Annotated in this window: 18 protein-coding genes; 12 read left to right on the top strand and 6 right to left on the bottom strand. The window is 71.1% G+C overall.

Translation table 11 applies throughout. From position 1 onward, the window contains the following. The first annotated feature begins 16 nt into the window (after positions 1 to 16). The 10 genes from B5D60_RS16960 (at position 17) to B5D60_RS12105 (ending at position 9,829) form a co-directional block, all read left to right on the top strand. On the top strand, positions 17 to 109 hold the full coding sequence (locus B5D60_RS16960; RefSeq protein ID WP_172806354.1) for a potassium-transporting ATPase subunit F: 93 nt from the start codon (positions 17 to 19) through the stop codon (positions 107 to 109). Further along, entirely contained in the window at positions 106 to 1,737 is a 1,632-nt protein-coding gene (kdpA, locus tag B5D60_RS12145) for a potassium-transporting ATPase subunit KdpA (RefSeq protein ID WP_078700408.1), read from the top strand. Before B5D60_RS16960 ends, kdpA begins: the two co-directional genes overlap by 4 nt. Further along, positions 1,734 to 3,755, top strand: coding sequence for a potassium-transporting ATPase subunit KdpB (kdpB, locus tag B5D60_RS12140; protein WP_078700407.1), 2,022 nt, complete (start codon positions 1,734 to 1,736; stop codon positions 3,753 to 3,755). The genes kdpA and kdpB overlap by 4 nt, the downstream gene beginning before the upstream one ends. Positions 3,756 to 3,760: 5 nt before the next feature. Further along, positions 3,761 to 4,348, top strand: a complete 588-nt coding sequence (gene kdpC, locus B5D60_RS12135) for a potassium-transporting ATPase subunit KdpC (protein ID WP_078700406.1) — start codon at positions 3,761 to 3,763, stop codon at positions 4,346 to 4,348. Between the two features lie 29 nt (positions 4,349 to 4,377). Further along, positions 4,378 to 6,891, top strand: coding sequence for an ATP-binding protein (locus tag B5D60_RS12130; RefSeq protein WP_231948736.1), 2,514 nt, complete (start codon positions 4,378 to 4,380; stop codon positions 6,889 to 6,891). Further along, entirely contained in the window at positions 6,888 to 7,562 is a 675-nt protein-coding gene (locus B5D60_RS12125) for a response regulator (protein ID WP_078700405.1), read from the top strand. Before B5D60_RS12130 ends, B5D60_RS12125 begins: the two co-directional genes overlap by 4 nt. Positions 7,563 to 7,640: 78 nt before the next feature. After that, positions 7,641 to 7,970, top strand: coding sequence for a PadR family transcriptional regulator (locus B5D60_RS12120; RefSeq protein ID WP_078700404.1), 330 nt, complete (start codon positions 7,641 to 7,643; stop codon positions 7,968 to 7,970). 1 nt (position 7,971) lies between these two features. Continuing rightward, positions 7,972 to 8,322 carry a DUF1048 domain-containing protein gene (locus tag B5D60_RS12115; RefSeq protein ID WP_078700403.1) on the top strand — a complete coding sequence of 117 codons (351 nt, stop codon included), beginning with the start codon at positions 7,972 to 7,974 and terminating at the stop codon, positions 8,320 to 8,322. Then, the gene (locus B5D60_RS12110) at positions 8,319 to 9,071 is read left to right on the top strand and encodes an ABC transporter ATP-binding protein (RefSeq protein WP_078700402.1); all 753 of its coding nucleotides are present in this window, start codon (positions 8,319 to 8,321) and stop codon (positions 9,069 to 9,071) included. Before B5D60_RS12115 ends, B5D60_RS12110 begins: the two co-directional genes overlap by 4 nt. Beyond that, positions 9,068 to 9,829 carry an ABC transporter permease gene (locus B5D60_RS12105; RefSeq protein WP_078700401.1) on the top strand — a complete coding sequence of 254 codons (762 nt, stop codon included), beginning with the start codon at positions 9,068 to 9,070 and terminating at the stop codon, positions 9,827 to 9,829. Before B5D60_RS12110 ends, B5D60_RS12105 begins: the two co-directional genes overlap by 4 nt. 2 nt (positions 9,830 to 9,831) lie before the next feature. Here B5D60_RS12105 and B5D60_RS12100 read toward each other — a convergent pair whose 3' ends face one another. After that, positions 9,832 to 10,698 (bottom strand): RNA polymerase sigma-70 factor, encoded by an 867-nt coding sequence (locus B5D60_RS12100; RefSeq protein WP_197684314.1) that lies wholly within the window; start codon positions 10,696 to 10,698, stop codon positions 9,832 to 9,834. After that, positions 10,695 to 11,279: a carboxymuconolactone decarboxylase family protein gene (locus B5D60_RS12095; protein WP_078700399.1), complete on the bottom strand. Its 585-nt coding sequence runs from the start codon at positions 11,277 to 11,279 to the stop codon at positions 10,695 to 10,697. Before B5D60_RS12095 ends, B5D60_RS12100 begins: the two co-directional genes overlap by 4 nt. Before the next feature lie 92 nt (positions 11,280 to 11,371). Between B5D60_RS12095 and B5D60_RS12090 the strand changes: the two genes are divergently transcribed. Both B5D60_RS12090 and B5D60_RS12085 read left to right on the top strand, forming a co-directional pair. Then, complete coding sequence (locus B5D60_RS12090; RefSeq protein ID WP_078700398.1) at positions 11,372 to 12,010, top strand: class I SAM-dependent methyltransferase; 639 nt, start codon at positions 11,372 to 11,374, stop codon at positions 12,008 to 12,010. 28 nt (positions 12,011 to 12,038) lie between these two features. Then, a complete protein-coding gene (locus B5D60_RS12085) occupies positions 12,039 to 12,467 on the top strand; it encodes a hypothetical protein (RefSeq protein ID WP_078700397.1) in 429 nt (142 codons plus the stop codon). On the opposite strand, the gene B5D60_RS12080 is transcribed toward B5D60_RS12085, so the two are convergent. From B5D60_RS12080 to B5D60_RS12065, 4 genes are read right to left on the bottom strand one after another with little or no spacing between them, the layout of a single operon-like run. Further along, positions 12,468 to 12,944 carry a MarR family winged helix-turn-helix transcriptional regulator gene (locus B5D60_RS12080; RefSeq protein WP_078700396.1) on the bottom strand — a complete coding sequence of 159 codons (477 nt, stop codon included), beginning with the start codon at positions 12,942 to 12,944 and terminating at the stop codon, positions 12,468 to 12,470. After that, positions 12,937 to 13,812, bottom strand: a complete 876-nt coding sequence (locus tag B5D60_RS12075; RefSeq protein WP_078700395.1) for an LLM class flavin-dependent oxidoreductase — start codon at positions 13,810 to 13,812, stop codon at positions 12,937 to 12,939. The genes B5D60_RS12080 and B5D60_RS12075 overlap by 8 nt, the downstream gene beginning before the upstream one ends. Then, a complete protein-coding gene (locus B5D60_RS12070; protein WP_078700394.1) occupies positions 13,809 to 15,830 on the bottom strand; it encodes an LLM class flavin-dependent oxidoreductase in 2,022 nt (673 codons plus the stop codon). Before B5D60_RS12070 ends, B5D60_RS12075 begins: the two co-directional genes overlap by 4 nt. Positions 15,831 to 15,881: 51 nt before the next feature. Then, the gene (locus tag B5D60_RS12065) at positions 15,882 to 16,298 is read right to left on the bottom strand and encodes a hypothetical protein (protein ID WP_078700393.1); all 417 of its coding nucleotides are present in this window, start codon (positions 16,296 to 16,298) and stop codon (positions 15,882 to 15,884) included. Positions 16,299 to 16,348 lie beyond the last annotated feature (50 nt).

Genomic DNA, 16,348 nt, shown 5'->3' with positions numbered 1-16,348 from the left:
GCACTTTGCTGGCTCCATGAGCATCGAAAGCGGCCTCATGACGGCAGTGGTGATCGTGCTGGCGATCTACCTGCTGGCGGCCCTCATCCTCCCGGAGCGTTTCCAGTGACCGACACCTTCGCCGGGCTCCTGTCGATCGCCGTGCTCGTGTCGCTGCTGGCCGCGGCGTACGTGCCGCTCGGCGACCACATGGCACGCGTCTTCACGAGCCCTCGCCACCTGCGCATCGAGCGCCTCGTCTACCGCGCCACCGGAGTTAGCCCCGACGCCGAACAGAGCCCGAAGGCGTACGTCCTGAGCGTCGTCGGGTTCACCCTGGTCAGCGTCGTGGCGCTGATGGGCATCCTGCTCGGCCAGGCGTACCTGCCGATGAGCCGCGACATGGACGGCATGCCCTTCTGGATGTCCTTCAACACCGCGATTTCGTTCGTCACCAACACGAACTGGCAGTCCTACGCGGGCGAGTCCACACTCGGCTTCACGGCCCAGACGGCCGGCCTGGCGGTGCAGAACTTCCTTTCCGCCGCCGTCGGCCTCGCCGTCGCGGTGGCACTCATCCGCAGCTTCACCCGGTCGCGCAGCGGCTCGCTCGGCAACTTCTGGGTCGACCTGACGCGCGGCACCCTGCGCGTGCTGCTGCCGGTCGCCTTCGTCGGCGCCGTGCTCCTGATGGCGGGCGGCGTCGTGCAGACCTTCACCGACACCACCGCGACGACGCTCATGGGCGACTCGCAGGTGCTGACCGGTGGTCCCGTCGCCAGCCAGGAAGCGATCAAGCTGCTGGGCAACAACGGCGGCGGCTTCTTCAACGCCAACTCGGCGCACCCTTTCGAGAACCCCACGGCGTTCACGAACCTGCTCGAGGTCTTCATGATCCTGTTGCTGCCGGTGTGCCTGACACGGACGCTCGGCACGATGGTCGGTCACCGCCGGCAGGGCCTCGCGGTGCTGGGCGCCATGACGTTCCTCGCGGGAGTCTCCCTCTCGCTCACCACGTGGGCCGAGGTGACCGGCGCCTCGATGGAGGGCAAGGAGACCCGCCTCGGCACGTGGGCCTCGTCGCTGTTCGCCGTCGCCACGACCGGCACGTCCACCGGAGCCGTCAACACGGCCCACGACTCGATGACGCCCGCCGGTGGCGGCACCGTGATGGTCAACATGATGCTCGGCGAGATCGCCCCCGGAGGGGTCGGCGCCGGGATCTACGGCATCCTCGTCATGGCGATCCTGACGGTGTTCGTGTGCGGCCTCATGGTGGGCCGGACGCCCGAGCTGCTCGGCAAGAAGATCAGCACGCGGGAGATGAGGTTCGTCGCGCTCTACGTGCTCACCACGCCGACCCTCGTGCTCCTCGGCACCGGCGTGGCGATCGCCCGCGGGTCCACCGCCGGGGCGATGGGCAACCCGGGCGGGCACGGCTTCAGTGAGGTGCTCTACGCCTACACGTCGGCCGCCAACAACAACGGCAGCGCCTTCGGTGGCCTCACGGTGACCTCCGACTTCTTCCAGATCACCCTCGGCCTGGCGATGCTGGTCGGCCGCCTGCTGCCGATCGTGCTCGTCCTGCTGCTGGCCGGCTCGCTGGCCCAGCAGGCCAAGGTCCCGGTCACCGCCGGAACCCTGCCCACCCACCGTCCCCTCTTCGTCGGGATGCTCGTAGGCGTCATCGTCATCATGACGGCGCTCACGTACTTCCCGGCTCTCGCCCTCGGACCGATCGCAGAGGCCCTCGCATGAGCACCACCACCCGGAGCACCCTCGGGCGCCAAGCACTCCAGCAGCTGCCCGAGGCACTGCGCAAGCTCGACCCGCGTCACCTGTGGCGCTCCCCCGTCATGTTCATCGTGTGGCTCGGATCGGTCGCCGCCACGATCACCGCGATCGGCGACCCGAGTACCTTCAGCGTGCTGATCGCCGTGTGGCTGTGGCTGACGGTGATCTTCGGCAACCTCGCCGAGGCCGTCGCCGAGGGGCGCGGCAAGGCGCAGGCCGCGTCGCTGCGGGCCACGCGCACCGACACGATGGCGCGCAGGCTAGGCCCCGACGGCACCGAGACGCAGGTGGCCGGCACCGAGCTGGCGGTGAGCGACCTGGTCGTGGTGGAGGCCGGCGAGATCATCCCGGGCGACGGCGACGTCGTCGAGGGCATCGCCTCGGTGGACGAGTCGGCCATCACGGGCGAGTCCGCGCCCGTCATCCGCGAGGCGGGCGGTGACCGCAGCGCGGTCACCGGCGGCACGCGCGTGCTGTCGGACCGCATCGTCGTGCGGATCACCGCGGCCGCCGGCGAGACCTTCCTCGACCGGATGATCGGGCTCGTCGAGGGCACCTCACGACGCAAGACCCCGAACGAGATCGCGCTGTCGATCCTGCTCACGAGCCTGACGTTCGTGTTCCTGGTGGCGGTGGCGACCCTCGCCCCGATGGCGAAGTACGCGGGAGCACCGCAGGACCTCGTCGTCCTGGTCGCACTCGTGGTCTGCCTCATCCCGACCACGATCGGTGCGCTGCTGTCCGCCATCGGCATCGCCGGCATGGACCGGCTGGTCCGGGTGAACGTGCTGGCCGTGTCCGGCCGCGCGGTCGAGGCCGCCGGTGACGTGAGCACCCTGCTGCTGGACAAGACCGGCACGATCACGCACGGCAACCGGCGTGCCACGCTGCTCATCGCCGCACCCGAGATCGACGAAGCGCGCCTGCGCGAGGCGGCCCGGCTCTCGAGCCTGGCCGACCTGACTCCCGAGGGTCGCTCGATCGTCGAGCTGGCGGTCGCTCAGGGCGCCGGTGGTGGCGAGCTGCCTGCCGGAACGGAGTTCATCGAGTTCACCGCGCAGACCCGCATGTCCGGTGTGGACCTGCCGGACGGCACCCGGATCCGCAAGGGCGCGGGATCCGCGATCGAGACGTGGACCGGGCGGGCACCCTCCGACGACGTCACCGACACGATCAACGCGATCGCCCGCGGGGGCGGCACGCCGTTGGTGATCGCCGAGCAGGACGCCGACGGCAAGGACACCGTGCTGGGCGTCGTCCAGCTCAAGGACGTCGTCAAGGACGGCATGACCGAGCGGTTCGCGGAGCTGCGCGCCATGGGCATCCGCACGGTCATGGTCACCGGCGACAACGCGCTCACGGCGCGCGCGATCGCGAAGGAGGCCGGCGTCGACGACTTCCTCGCCGAGGCCACGCCCGAGGACAAGCTCGCCTTCATTCGGCGTGAGCAGGAGGGTGGCCACCTCGTCGCGATGACGGGCGACGGCACGAACGACGCGCCGGCGCTGGCCGCCGCCGACGTCGGCGTCGCGATGAACAGCGGCACTGCCGCCGCGAAGGAGGCCGGCAACATGGTCGACCTCGACTCCGACCCGACGAAGCTCATCGACATCGTCGAGATCGGCAAGCAGCTGCTCATCACCCGCGGCGCGCTGACCACGTTCTCGATCGCCAACGACGTGGCGAAGTACTTCGCGATCATCCCCGCGATGTTCGTGGCGGCGTACCCGTCGCTGGACGCCCTCAACGTGATGGGGCTGGCGACGCCTCAGTCGGCCATCCTCTCCGCCGTCATCTTCAACGCGCTGATCATCGTGGCGCTGATCCCGCTGGCCCTGCGCGGCGTGCGGTTCCGCGCCGCCTCGGCGATGTCGGTCCTGCGGCGCAACGTCCTCGTCTTCGGGCTGGGCGGCGTCCTGATCCCCTTCGCCGGCATCAAGCTCATCGACCTGCTCGTCTCGACCATCCCCGGAATCGGCTGATCACCATGCTCATCACGTCACTGTCGGATCTCGCTCGCCAGTCGCTCGCGGCCCTGCGTGTGCTCGTCGTCCTCACCGTCATCCTCGGCATCGCCTATCCCGTGGCCGTCTGGGGCGTCGCCCGACCGCTGGGCGACCGGGCCGCCGGCCAGCCCGTGCGGGTCGACGGGCAGGTGGTCGGCTCGCGCCTCCTCGGGCAGTCGTTCGAGGGCGTGCAGTGGTTCCACTCCCGACCGTCGGTCAACGACCACGACACTCTCGCCTCCGCACCGAGCAACCTCGGACCGCTCAACGAGGACCTGCTCGCCACGATCGCCGAACGCCGCAGCACGGTGGCCGCGACGGAGGCCGTGCCCGAAGCGGACGTGCCGGCCGACGCCGTCACCGCCTCCGGCTCGGGACTGGACCCGCACATCTCCCCCGCGTACGCCGACCTGCAGGTCGCCCGCGTCGCCCGGGCGAGAGGCCTGGACGTCGCTCGGGTGAGGGAGCTCGTCGCGACGCACACCGAGCGCCGGTTCCTGGGCATCCACGGTGAGCCGGTCGTCAACGTGCTGGAGCTCAACGTCGCGGTCGACCGTGCCTCCCGCTAGGCGCACCGGCGCGGGTGGAGACTGAGCACGTGGGAACGGCCAACGAGCGCGGCACCCTGCGCGTGTACCTGGGAGCCGCCCCCGGGGTCGGGAAGACCTACGCGATGCTCGACGAGGGCAACCGCCGACTGGCGCGGGGCACCGACGTGGTCGTCGGGTTCGTCGAGACCCACGGGCGCCCGCACACGATCGACGCGCTGGGTGACCTCGAGGTGGTCCCCCGCGCCCGCGTCGAGTACCGCGACACGGTGCAGGAGGAGCTGGACCTCGAGGCGATCCTGACCCGCCGGCCGGCGGCCGTGCTCGTCGACGAGCTCGCCCACACGAACCTGCCGGGTGGGCGGCACGCGAAGCGGTGGCAGGACGTGGAGGAGCTGCGCGACGCCGGGATCGACGTCGTCACCACGGTCAACATCCAGCACCTCGAGTCCCTCAACGACGTCACGGAGTCGATCACCGGCGTCCGCCAACGCGAGACCGTGCCCGACGAGGTGGTGCGCGCGGCCGACCAGATCGAGCTGGTCGACATGAGCCCGCAGGCGCTGCGCCGGCGCATGGCGCACGGCAACGTCTACACCGCGGAGAAGGTCGACGCGGCCCTGCACCACTACTTCCGCGAGGGGAACCTGACCGCGCTGCGCGAGCTGGCCCTGCTCTGGCTGGCCGACCGGGTCGACGAGGGCATGGGTCGCTATCGGGAGAAGCACGACATCACCGGCACGTGGGCCACCCGTGAGCGGATCGTGGCCGCGGTCACCGGTGGCCCGGAGTCCCTCACGCTGATGCGACGGGCGGCCCGGATCGCGTCGCGTCGCGCGGGCGGCGAGTGGCTCGCGCTCTACGTCACGCGGCACGACGGGCTCAGCACCATCTCCCCCGACAGCCTGTCCCGCCTGCAGGCGAAGACCGAGGAGCTCGGCGGCACCTTCCACACCGTCCTCGGCGACGACACGGCCGAGGCGATCCTGGCGTTCGCCCGCGCCGAGAACGCCGACCAGGTGATCATCGGCGCCAGCCGGCGCGGGCGGCTGCCCACCCTGCTGCGCCCCGGCATCGGCGAGCGGGTCATCAGCGCGTCGGGCGACATCGACGTGCACATCGTCACCCACGACCACGCCCGGCGGCGCGGCTTCCGGCCGGAGCAGGGCGTGCACCACCTCGGTCCCCGGCGCCGCGCCGCCGGCTTCGCGTTCGCGGTGCTCGCCCCTTCCCTGGTGAGCCTGCTGATGTGGTGGACCGACTCGCTGCACGCGCTGCCCTCGGAGGCCATGCTGCTGATGACGGTCGTCGTGGCGACAGCGCTGATCGGCGGCCTGCTGCCCGCCGTGGTGTCGGCCGTGCTGAGCGGCGTGCTGCTCAACGTGCTCTTCACGCCGCCGCGGTACACGCTCACGGTCGCTGAGCCCGAGAACGCGGCGGCCATCGTGCTGTTCGTCCTCGTCGGCATCGCCGTGGCGAGCGTCGTGGACCACTCGGCCCGGCGGGCGACCGAGGCACGGCGCGCGCGGGCCGAGGCCGACAGCCTCACCGTGCTGGCGCACAGCCTGCTGACATCCGGTGACGACCTCGAGGGGCTGCTCTCCTCGGCCTCGGAGCTGTTCGGTGCTCGCGGCGCGGCGATCCTGCGCCGGAACGGCCCCGGCGACTGGGAGGCGGTCGCGGCGGTCGGCGCTGCGCCCTCGACCGTGGAGGACGGCTCCATCTCCACCTCGATCGATGACCGCACCGTGCTGGCGCTGCGCGGCGGATCGCAGAGTGCGTCCGAGCGGGGACTGCTCAACGCCTACGCGGCCTACGCGCAGGTGATGGCCGACCGCTCGCGAGCCCGCGTGGCCGAGATCGAGCGTCACCGGCTGGCCGAGGCCGACCGCACGCGCACGGCGCTGCTGGCTGCGGTCTCACACGACCTGCGGTCGCCGCTGGCCGCCGTGAAGGCCTCGGTCGCGAGCCTGCGCAGCACCACCGTCACGTTCTCGCCGGACGACCGGGCCGCCCTGCTCGAGACGATCGAGGAGTCCACCGACCGGCTCACGGCGCTGGTGACCAATCTCCTCGACATGAGCCGCATCCACACCGGTGCGGTCACCGCGCACCCCACGGAGGTCGCCCTGGCCCGAGCGGTCCGCGCGGCCGTGGTGCCCTTGGAGCATGACGAGCGGATCACGATCGAGGTCCCCGACGACGTCAGCGTGCTCGCCGACCCCGGCCTCCTGGAGCGGGTGCTGGCGAACATCTGCGAGAACGCGTTGAAGTACACCGCCCCCGACGCCGGCATCCGCATTGACGCCGCCACCGTCGGGGACCGGGTCACGCTGCGGATCGCCGACACCGGCCCGGGCATCGGCGACGGCGACCTGGAGCGGATCTTCGCGCCGTTCCAGCGCCTCGGCGACGTGCCCGGCAAGGACGGGGTCGGCCTCGGCCTGGCGGTGGCCCGCGGCCTGACCGAGGCGATGGGCGGCACGATCACCACCGAGCCCACACCCGGCGGCGGCCTGACCTTCTCCATCGACCTGCCCCGACCGACCGAGGAGCGACCATGACCTTCGTGCTGGCCGTCGACGACGACCCGGCGATCCTGCGCACGCTGGGCATCAACCTGCGGGCCCGTGACTACGAGGTGGAGACCGCGGGTGACGGACGCTCGGCCCTACAGATCGTGGACGAGCGCATGCCCGACGTGGTGCTGCTCGACCTCGGACTGCCCGACCTCGACGGCATCACCGTGCTCAGGCGCCTGCGCGAGTTCACGCAGGTGCCGGTGATCGTGGTGTCGGCGCGCACCGAGCCCGACGACAAGGTGGAGGCGCTCGATCTCGGCGCCGACGACTTCATCACGAAGCCGTTCTCGATCGAGGAGCTGCTCGCGCGCGTGCGGGTGATGACGCGACGCGCCACGACGAGCGAGCCCCCGCTGGTCGTCGAGACCGGTGGTCTGGTCCTCGACGTCACCGAGTCGCGCGCCAGTCGTGACGGCACCGAGATCCACCTGACGCCGATCGAGTGGAAGATCGTTGACGCCCTCGTACGCAAGCGCGGCCGCCTCGTCCGCCAGACCGAGCTGCTGCGCACCGTCTGGGGCCCGGGCCACGAACGCCAGTCGAACTACCTGCGCGTCCACCTCGCCGGAATCCGGCGCAAGCTCGAGCCGGACCCGTCCCAGCCGGCCCTCTTCGTCACCGAGCCGGGCATCGGACACCGTTTCTCCGGGTGACTGCTTGACAGGTACTCAGTGTTGCTATCTACTGGTAGTCACTGACACTGAGTAGTAGCACCGAGCCGTAGGAGCGACGTGGGCAAGCACATGACCGAGATGCTCAAGGGCACGCTCGAGGGGATCGTCCTGGCGATCCTGTCGGCGCGTCCGGCATACGGGTACGAGATCACGTCGGGACTCCGCGACCAGGGGTTCACCGACATCGCGGAGGGCACCGTCTACGCGCTGCTCATCCGCATCGAGAAGCGCGGGCTCGTCGACGTGGAGAAGGTCACGTCGGAGAAGGGCCCGCCACGCAAGGTGTACTCGCTCAACGCTCAGGGACGGCAGTACCTCAACGAGTTCTGGGAGACGTGGGGCTTCCTGGTCGAACGGCTCGAGCAGCTCCACGAAGGAGGAAAGTGACATGACGAACCCGATCACGCGGATGTTCGGCGAGAAGAAGCAGTGGCGCCAGTACAAGGCGCGCCTGGCGGCACTCCCCCAGCCGCACCGCGCGGCGGCGGAGGCCGTCGAGCACTACCTCCTGCGGGTGGGAGCGGTGTTCGTGAGCGACGCCGACGGCCTGCTGCAGATGTTCGACGACCTCGTCGAGCTGTTCGAGCAGAGTGCCGCCGACGGCACCGCCGTGCGCGACATCGTGGGCGACGACCCGGTGGCGTTCGTGGAGGACTTCATCACGAACTACCCGTCCGGCCGCTGGCTCACGAAGGAGCGCGAGCGGCTGAACGAGGCGATCGCACGGGCGGAGTCATGAGCGCCATCGCCGTGCACGGGCTCCGGAAGTCGTTCGGCGAGGTGGAGGTGCTGCGCGGGGTCGACCTCGAGGTCGCTCCGGGCACCGTCTTCGCCCTGCTCGGGTCGAACGGGGCGGGCAAGACCACGCTCGTGCGAATCCTGGCCACCCTGCTGCGCGCCGACGCCGGCGAGGTCACGGTGACCGGGTACGACGTGCGCACGCAGGGTGCCGAGGTGCGCGGCGCGATCAGTCTCACGGGCCAGTTCGCGGCCGTGGACGACATGCTGACCGGTCGCGAGAACCTCGTCCTGGTCGCCCGGCTGCGGCACCTGCCCGATCCGGGCGCGGTGGCCGACGAGCTGCTCCGGCGGTTCGACCTCACCGAGGCCGGCGGGCGCCGTGCCTCCACCTACTCCGGTGGCATGCGTCGTCGACTCGACATCGCGATGAGCCTCATCGGCAGCCCGCCGGTGATCTTCCTCGACGAGCCGACCACCGGCCTCGATCCGCAGGCACGAATCGAGGTCTGGCAGACGGTCAAGGAGCTCGCCGACGGCGGCACCACGGTGCTGCTGACGACGCAGTACCTGGACGAGGCGGAGCACCTGGCCGACCGCATCGCGATCCTGCACGAGGGCCGGATCATCGCGAACGGCACGCTGGCCGAGCTCAAGCGGCTGCTGCCGCCGGCGAAGGTCGAGTACGTCGAGAAGCAGCCGAGTCTCGAGGACGTGTTCCTCGCGATCCTCGAGAGGGAGGCAGCATGACCACGCACTTCAGTGGCGACACCGCGGCACTCACCGGCCGCTCGCTGCGGCACATCCTGCGCAGCCCCGACACGATCATCACCACGACGATCATGCCGATCATGTTCATGCTGCTGTTCGTCTACGTGTTCGGTGGCGCGATCGAGGTCGGCACGGAGGCGTACGTCGACTACCTGCTGCCGGGAATCCTGCTGATCACCGTGGCGTCCGGCATCGCGTACACCGCGTTCCGGCTGTTCATGGACCTGCAGGGCGGGATCTTCGAGCGGTTCCAGTCGATGCCGGTGGCCCGGTCGTCGGTGCTGTGGGCGCACGTGCTGACGTCGCTCGTGGCGAACCTCGTGTCGCTCGCGGTCGTGGTCGGCGTGGCGCTGCTGATGGGCTTCCGCTCCGGCGCCGGACCGCTCGCGTGGCTCGGCGTGCTCACCCTGCTGGTGCTGTTCACGCTGGCACTGACGTGGCTGGCCGTCATCCCCGGCCTCACCGCGAAGACCGTCGACGGGGCCAGCGCGTTCGCCTACCCGCTGATCTTCCTGCCGTTCCTCAGCTCGGCGTTCGTGCCGACCGAGACGATGCCGGGCCCGGTGCGCGCGTTCGCGGAGAACCAGCCGGTCACCTCGATCGTCGACGCGATCCGCGGCCTGCTCGACCAGCAGCCCGTCGGCAGCGACTTCGCGGTGGCGGTCGCGTGGTGCGTCGCGCTCCTCGTCGCCGCCTACGTGCTCGCGATGACGGTCTACCGCCGCAGGCTCTCCTGAGCTCAGCGCGAGAGGCGGACGGGCCCGGGCAGCGAGAGCTTGTCCGGGTTCCGTACGACGTGCATGGTCGTGACCACGCCGCCCTCCACCACGGCGGTCGCGATCGCGGTCACGGCTCCGGCCTCGCGGATCACGAGGCCGTTCTCGCCGTTGATCCACACCGCCTCCACCCGCATGTCGGCCGGCATGACGGCGGCCAGGAAGCGCAGCACCCTGTCGCGACCCAGGATCGGCCGGCGCGCCGCGCTGGCCTTGCCTCCCCCGTCGCTGATCAGCACGACATCGGGCGAGATCACGTCGAGCAGCTGCTGCAGGTCGCCCTCGGCGATGGCTCGCTGGAACCGCACGAGGACCTCGGTGCGCTCCTGGGCCGTGACCTCCGACCGAGGGCGACGCGCGGCCACGTGCGCCCGGGCCCGCCGCGCGATCTGGCGCACGTTGTCCGGCGTGCGGTCCACCGCCGCGGCGATCTCGTCGTAGGGCAGGTCGAAGACCTCGCGCAGCACGAAGACGGCGCGCTCCGTGCTGCCGAGCGTCTCCAGGACGAGCATCATCGCCGTCGATACCGACTCGGCGAGCGCCACGTCGTCGGCGACGTCGGGCACCGTCTCGAGCGGCTCGGGCAGCCACGGGCCGACGTACGACTCACGCTGCCGGGCGAGTGAGCGCAGGCGGTTGAGCGCCAGGCGGGTGACGATCCGCACGAGGTACGCGCGTGGGTCCTGCACGTCCTCGCGGTCGTCCGCGCTCCAGCGCAGCCAGACCTCCTGCACCACGTCCTCGGCGTCCGCCGCGGAGCCGAGCATCTCGTAGGCCACGGTGAACAGCAGTGGACGGTGCGCCGTGAACTCGGCCAGGACGTCGGTCACTGCGACTCCATCGTCGGGGCAGCCGCCAACGGCAGCTCGCACACGTCGCTGAAGCCCTGGCTGGCCAGGCCGGCCGCGGAGTTGAAGCGCGATCGTTGGTTCTCCACGGCCACCATCATGGTCAACTCGACCAGCGCCGCGTCGCCCAACGCCTCACGCAGGCTCGCGACCTGCTCGTCCGTGACGGTCGGCGGGGTCGCCGTCATCGCCTCCGCGTAGGCCATCACCTCGCGCTCGAGCGGCGTGAAGACGTCGGAGTCGCGCCAGCGCGGCACCTCGCGCACCTTGCGCTCATCGAGACCCTCGTCGTGCGCCAGGTAGTAGCCGAAGTCCAGGCACCAGCTGCACCCGATGCTCGCGGCCGACGCCATCACCGCGAACGACTTGAGGTGCGGGTCGAGCGTGTCCCACGTGCCGACGCGCCGCTCCCACGCCAGTACCGAGCGCAGCACCTTCGGGTGGTGCCACATCACCGGCACCAGGTCCGGGACGCGGCCGTACATGCGGCGAGCGGCCGCCGAGACGGCGCGTGCCACCGGCGAGGTCATCGGCGCGGCGGGGATGCGGAACGAGCTGGTCATGACGTCTCCTTCGTCGGACCTCGGTCGAGGTCGCTCAGCATGGAGACACCGGCCGTGCCCGTTCCGTGACACCTCTGGAGGAGGATGGCCGCATGACCTCCTCCTCCCGGCAGCCACGGTGGTTCACCGACACCCAGCCCGGCCACTCGCAGTGGTTCGTCGAGCGCTTCCGCGCCCTGGAGGCCGAGGGGAAGGACCTGCTCGGCGAGGCGAGGTTCGCCGACATGCTGGCCGACCGAGGGTCGCGGATCCTCGACGCGGGCTGCGGCACGGGTCGGATGGCCGCGGCGCTGCAGGCCGCCGGCCACGTGGCGTTCGGGGTGGACGTCGATCCCGAGCTGATCGCCGCCGCGGAGTCCGATCACCCGGGCCCGTCCTACGCCGTGGCGGACCTCAGCGAGCTGACGACGGCCGACGTCGGCGGCGAGACGATGGACCTCGTGATCTGCGCCGGGAACGTGCTGGTCTTCGTGGCGCCCGGAACCGAGCTGCGGGTCCTCGAGCGGCTGTGCGAGGTGACCCGTCCCGGCGGGCGCGTCGTGATCGGCTGCCGGCCGGAGGCGACGTACCCGTTCGAGCAGTACGACGCCGACCTGGCCACGCTGGCCAGCCGCGGCATCGCTCACGTCGAGCACCGGTTCTCGACCTGGCACCTCGATCCGTTCGAGGCCGGCGCCGACTTCGCGGTCACCGTCCTGAGGCGCGGCGAGGCGAGTTCCGACGTAGCGTGAAGGGGAACCCACCTCGAAGGAGATCCCCATGAAGCTGAGCCATGTCCCGCTGCGACTCGCCACCGGAGCCTTCATCCTCAACAGCGGCCTGAACAAGCGGAACCTCCCGCCCGAGGCAGCGGCGGGACTCCAGGGCATGGCCGCCAACGCCGTCCCTCAGGCGGCAGACATGGATCCGGAGTCGTTCGGCAAGGCACTGAGCAAAGGCGAGATCGCCCTCGGTGCCGCGCTGCTGGCGCCCTTCGTGCCGTCGGCGATCGCCGGCGCCGCCCTGACCGCGTTCGGCGGCGGCATGATCAAGATGTACCTGAAGACGCCGGGCATGACCGCCGAGGGATCGAGCTTCCGGCCGAGCCAGGACGGCACGGCCATCGCGAAGGACATCTGGCTGGTGGGTGCCGGCCTCAGCCTGCTGATCAGCGGGCTGACCCCGAAGAAGCCGATCATCGGGAAGTGATCAGCAGCCGGCGTCCGCATCGTCCTCGCTGAGGGCGATGCGGGCGACCACCGCCTCCGCCGCCTCCCTCAACGTGGTGAGCTGGGCGGGAGTGAGCACGTCGAAGAACAGCTCGCGCACCTGCGCGACGTGCGTCGGCGCGGCCGCGTCGATCGCGGTCCGGCCATCGGCCGTGATGCTCACCAGCGGGGCTCGACCGTCGTCCAGGCACGCGTCGCGGCGCACGAGGCCACGCTGCTCCATCCTCCGGATGTGATGGGCCAGCCGGCTCTTCTCCCAGCGCAGCAGGCAGCGGAGCTCACGCGCGCGCAGCACGCCGTCGGGCGCCTCCGAGAGGTTCGCCAGCACGGCGTAGTCCGCCGCCGAGAGGTCGGACTGCGCCTTGAGTCCCTGCGCGAGGGCGGTCATCAGGTCGTCGTGCATCGCCAGGACGCCGCGCCACGTGCGCTGCTCCTCGGCGTCGAGCCACTCAGTCATGGCTCGTTCCGCGGGCCGTCGCGACGAGCTCGCGGACCGCGGGCACGACCTCGGCGGCGAATCGCTCAGTCGTGGAGGCGTCGTCCGAGGGCAGGATGAACCCGCTCGTGCCGTACGTCAGCGCGATGTCCGCCAGCTGCTCGGCCGAGAGGTCGCCGGCGAGGTTGAGGAAGCGGCGGATGTCGCGAGGGTCGCGGCCCGCGCCGACCGCGGCGTCGTCGATCCGTCGGTTCATGTCGGCCAGCTCCGCGGGCCCCTTCTCCAGGTAGGACAGCGACGGGAGCCAGCCGTCGGCCACGCGACCGGTCATCCGCAGGATGCGCGGCTTGTAGGCGCCGACCCAGATCTCGACCGGGTGCGCCGGAGCGGGGCCGCGCTTGGCGCCGTGCACGTCGTAGTGCTTCCCCCGCACCGACAGGACGCTCGAGTCCTCGGTGTCCCAGATCCCGCGGATGATCGCGATGGCCTCCTCGAGCGCCTCGATCGACTCGCCGGGCGTGCGACGAGGGCCGCCCATGGCCTCGACGCCGTCCCAGAACGCGCCGGCACCAAGGCCGAGCTCGACCCGGCCGCCGCTGAGCTGGTCCAGCGTCGCGATCGAGCGGGCGAGCACGGCCGGCGGCCGCAGCGGGAGGTTGGTGACGTTCGCCGCCAACCGGATCCGCTCGGTCCTGGCCGCCGCGTACGCGAGCAGGGTCGAGGTGTCGTGGAACTTCGCGACGTAGGGGTGGTCCTGGAAGGTCACCAGGTCCAGGCCCGCGCGGTCCGCCACGACCGCCTGCTCGACCGCCCGGTGGACGGGTCGGCTCACCGGCGTCACGAAGGTGCCGAACAGCAGGTCGTGTCCGTAGTCGGTGGTGTCGGTCATGAGGCACTCCTCGTGTCGGCGGGGACGATGTTGAAGTTGTCGCGGAACAGGTTGTCGGGGTCGAGCTCGGCCTTGAGCCGGCGCAGGCGCTCGAGCGTGGCGGGAGGGAACGCGTCGGCGATCCGCGCGGGACCCCGGCCGCTCTCGAAGCTGAGGTAGAGGCCGTCGGACTGGCGGCGCACGGGCTCGAACCAGCGGTCGAGGCGCTGGGCGTTCGAGCCCATGACGGTCAGCGAGAAGCTGGCGTCGCGGTGCGCGTAGGCGGTGGCGTCCGCGGGGACGTCGGCGATGGCGCCGCCCACCGTGCGGATCTGGAAGAAGTGCGAGGCGCCGCTGTTGATCAAGTCGGCCGACGCGGACGCGAAGCCCGGCGTGATCTCGCGGGTCAGGACCGACCGGGAGACGGGCTCTCCGCGGCCCTGGTGCGGGGACTCGGGGAACATGTTCATCACCGCGGCGTAGGGGGCGATGACCACCTGCTGCTGCGTCAGCGGAGCGGCGTCGGCGAACGGCTGGAGCTGGCCGATGATGACCTCGGGGTCGGAGGAGTCCACCATCGCCATGATCTGCGCCATGCCCTGGTCGAGGATGAGGAACGGCGTGGTCTCGCGCGGCAGGTCGGCGACCACCCGGCCGAAGGCCTCGAGGTAGGCCGCGGGGTCCGGGGCGCGGAACGTCAGCTGGGCCCAGCCGACGTCGCCCACCTCGTCCACGACGAACTCGAACGCGACGGCGACGCCGAAGTTCGCGCCGGCGCCGCGGGCCGCCCAGAACAGCTCGGGATTCTCGTCCGCCGAGGCGCGAACGAGGGTGCCATCGGCCAGCACCATCTCGACGGCCGTGAGGTGGTCGATCGTCAGGCCGTGCTTGCGGCCGAGGAATCCGATGCCGCCCGCGGTGGCCAGGCCTCCGACGCCCACTCCCCCGTAGTCGCCGGAGCTCAGCGCCCAGCCGTGCGGCTGCAGCGCGGTGGCCACGTCGCGCCAACGGGCGCCGGGACCGATGCGGACGAGCCGGCGCTCCTCGTCGAGCACGGTGATCTCGTCGAGCCGGCCGAGGTCGATGACCAGGCCACCGTCGTTCGTGGAGCGGCCGCTGATCCCGTGGCCGCCGCTGCGGATGCCGAGCGGGAGGTGCCGGTGGGTGCGCGCGAACTCGATCGCACTGACGACCTCATCGACGGTGGACGGACGCAGCACGAGGCCTGGGTCGCCGCCGCGCAGGTACGTGGAGCGGACCGAGGCGAACGCGGGATCGCCGGGCTCGACGGCGGTCTCGGCGAGGCCTTCGGGGACGAGGTCGTAGCCGATGCCCGGGCGCCTCAGGGCGCGGACGTCGGCGCGGCGGACCGGGCGCGCGGACAGCGCACCGGGAGGCAGGGCGCGCTCGGCGCCCGCGCGGACGGCGCGGGCCAACGCCTCGTCCACGGCGCCCGATCGGAGCACGAAGGAGCTGATGCCGTGCTCGACGACCAGCGTGATGAGGTCGTCGACCGCGGGTTCGCTGAGCGTGACCGCGCGGCGGACCTCCCGCACGTCGCGTCCCGCCTCGATCGCGGCGCGGTCGAGGGCCGCGTTGAGTTCGGCAAGTCCCTCGGTGCCGAGCGCGTCGAGATCGATGACCAGCCCGTCGGCGATCCCCCCGGCGAGTGCGACGGTCTCCGCGGCGGTTCCCTGCAGCCACACCGGGACAGGCCGGTCGACCTCGAGGGCCCGGACAGCCTCGACGGCGTCCACCACCGCGTCCGCGTCATCGGACTCGAGCACCACCTCGGCCCGGCCGTCCGACAGAGACTGGAGACTGCCCGCCGCGCGCGCGATCATCGCCGCCGAACGGTCACCCACCGCGATCCGCGGCGCGAGCACCACGTTCTCGGTGCGTGCGGCCGACCACGCTGCGAGCGTCAGCGCATCGACGTCCTCGCCGACGAGGAGCGCGACGTCATGGCCCTGCTCGGCGGGCGTCGAGGTCTCGACGCCGAACCGCAGAGGATGCCCGTAGTTCCGATTGGTTGACACATCAACATCATACCCATCAAAGTTGACGCATCAACCTCCCATCGGACCGGGTCAGCAGCTCAGGCCGGAAGCCGCCCGCTCGCGGGCGGACTTGACCGCTTCGAAGTCCGAAGCGAGCGAGGCGGTCGCCTCAGGAACGGTCGCGCTGCCGTCCACGTTCTGAACCCCGTCCTCGAACCGCTCCCAGGCGTCGTCGACCTCGTCCCACGCGGCCTCGTCGGCCTCGTCCACCTTGTCCTCGGCCTTGTCGATCGCCTTGCGGACCTCGAAGCGCGCGTCGCGCCACTCCTCCACCGTGGAGTCGGCAGTCAGGGTGGAGCCCACCTCGGTGAGCGTGGTGCCGAGCTCGTCGAGCGCGTCGCACGCGGCCGCTTCCTTCTCCTCCTGCGACTGCCCGCACGCGCCCAGCCCGAGGGCGAGCACGCCGGCGGTGAGCGCGGTGGCGAGAGTCTTCTGCGGTCCGTTCATGGGTTCCTCCGATGGTTCGTGGGTGGAGCGGATCACTGGAGGGGACGAGT

The sequence above is a fragment of the Aeromicrobium choanae genome, from assembly GCF_900167475.1.
Taxonomy (GTDB): domain Bacteria; phylum Actinomycetota; class Actinomycetes; order Propionibacteriales; family Nocardioidaceae; genus Aeromicrobium; species Aeromicrobium choanae.
The sequence above is the reverse complement of the archived record's forward strand: the minus strand, read 5'-3'. Positions and strand labels throughout refer to the sequence as shown.

Coding starts and splice junctions, on each gene's coding strand:
- B5D60_RS12115 (WP_078700403.1), top strand. CDS start 7,972: ATGACGAACCCGATCACGCGGATGTTCGGCGAGAAGAAGCAGTGGCGC.
- kdpC (WP_078700406.1), top strand. CDS start 3,761: ATGCTCATCACGTCACTGTCGGATCTCGCTCGCCAGTCGCTCGCGGCC.
- B5D60_RS12110 (WP_078700402.1), top strand. CDS start 8,319: ATGAGCGCCATCGCCGTGCACGGGCTCCGGAAGTCGTTCGGCGAGGTG.
- B5D60_RS12085 (WP_078700397.1), top strand. CDS start 12,039: ATGAAGCTGAGCCATGTCCCGCTGCGACTCGCCACCGGAGCCTTCATC.
- B5D60_RS12065 (WP_078700393.1), bottom strand. CDS start 16,298: ATGAACGGACCGCAGAAGACTCTCGCCACCGCGCTCACCGCCGGCGTG.
- B5D60_RS12105 (WP_078700401.1), top strand. CDS start 9,068: ATGACCACGCACTTCAGTGGCGACACCGCGGCACTCACCGGCCGCTCG.
- B5D60_RS12090 (WP_078700398.1), top strand. CDS start 11,372: ATGACCTCCTCCTCCCGGCAGCCACGGTGGTTCACCGACACCCAGCCC.
- B5D60_RS12125 (WP_078700405.1), top strand. CDS start 6,888: ATGACCTTCGTGCTGGCCGTCGACGACGACCCGGCGATCCTGCGCACG.
- B5D60_RS12075 (WP_078700395.1), bottom strand. CDS start 13,812: ATGACCGACACCACCGACTACGGACACGACCTGCTGTTCGGCACCTTC.
- kdpB (WP_078700407.1), top strand. CDS start 1,734: ATGAGCACCACCACCCGGAGCACCCTCGGGCGCCAAGCACTCCAGCAG.
- B5D60_RS12080 (WP_078700396.1), bottom strand. CDS start 12,944: ATGACTGAGTGGCTCGACGCCGAGGAGCAGCGCACGTGGCGCGGCGTC.
- B5D60_RS12095 (WP_078700399.1), bottom strand. CDS start 11,279: ATGACCAGCTCGTTCCGCATCCCCGCCGCGCCGATGACCTCGCCGGTG.
- B5D60_RS16960 (WP_172806354.1), top strand. CDS start 17: ATGAGCATCGAAAGCGGCCTCATGACGGCAGTGGTGATCGTGCTGGCG.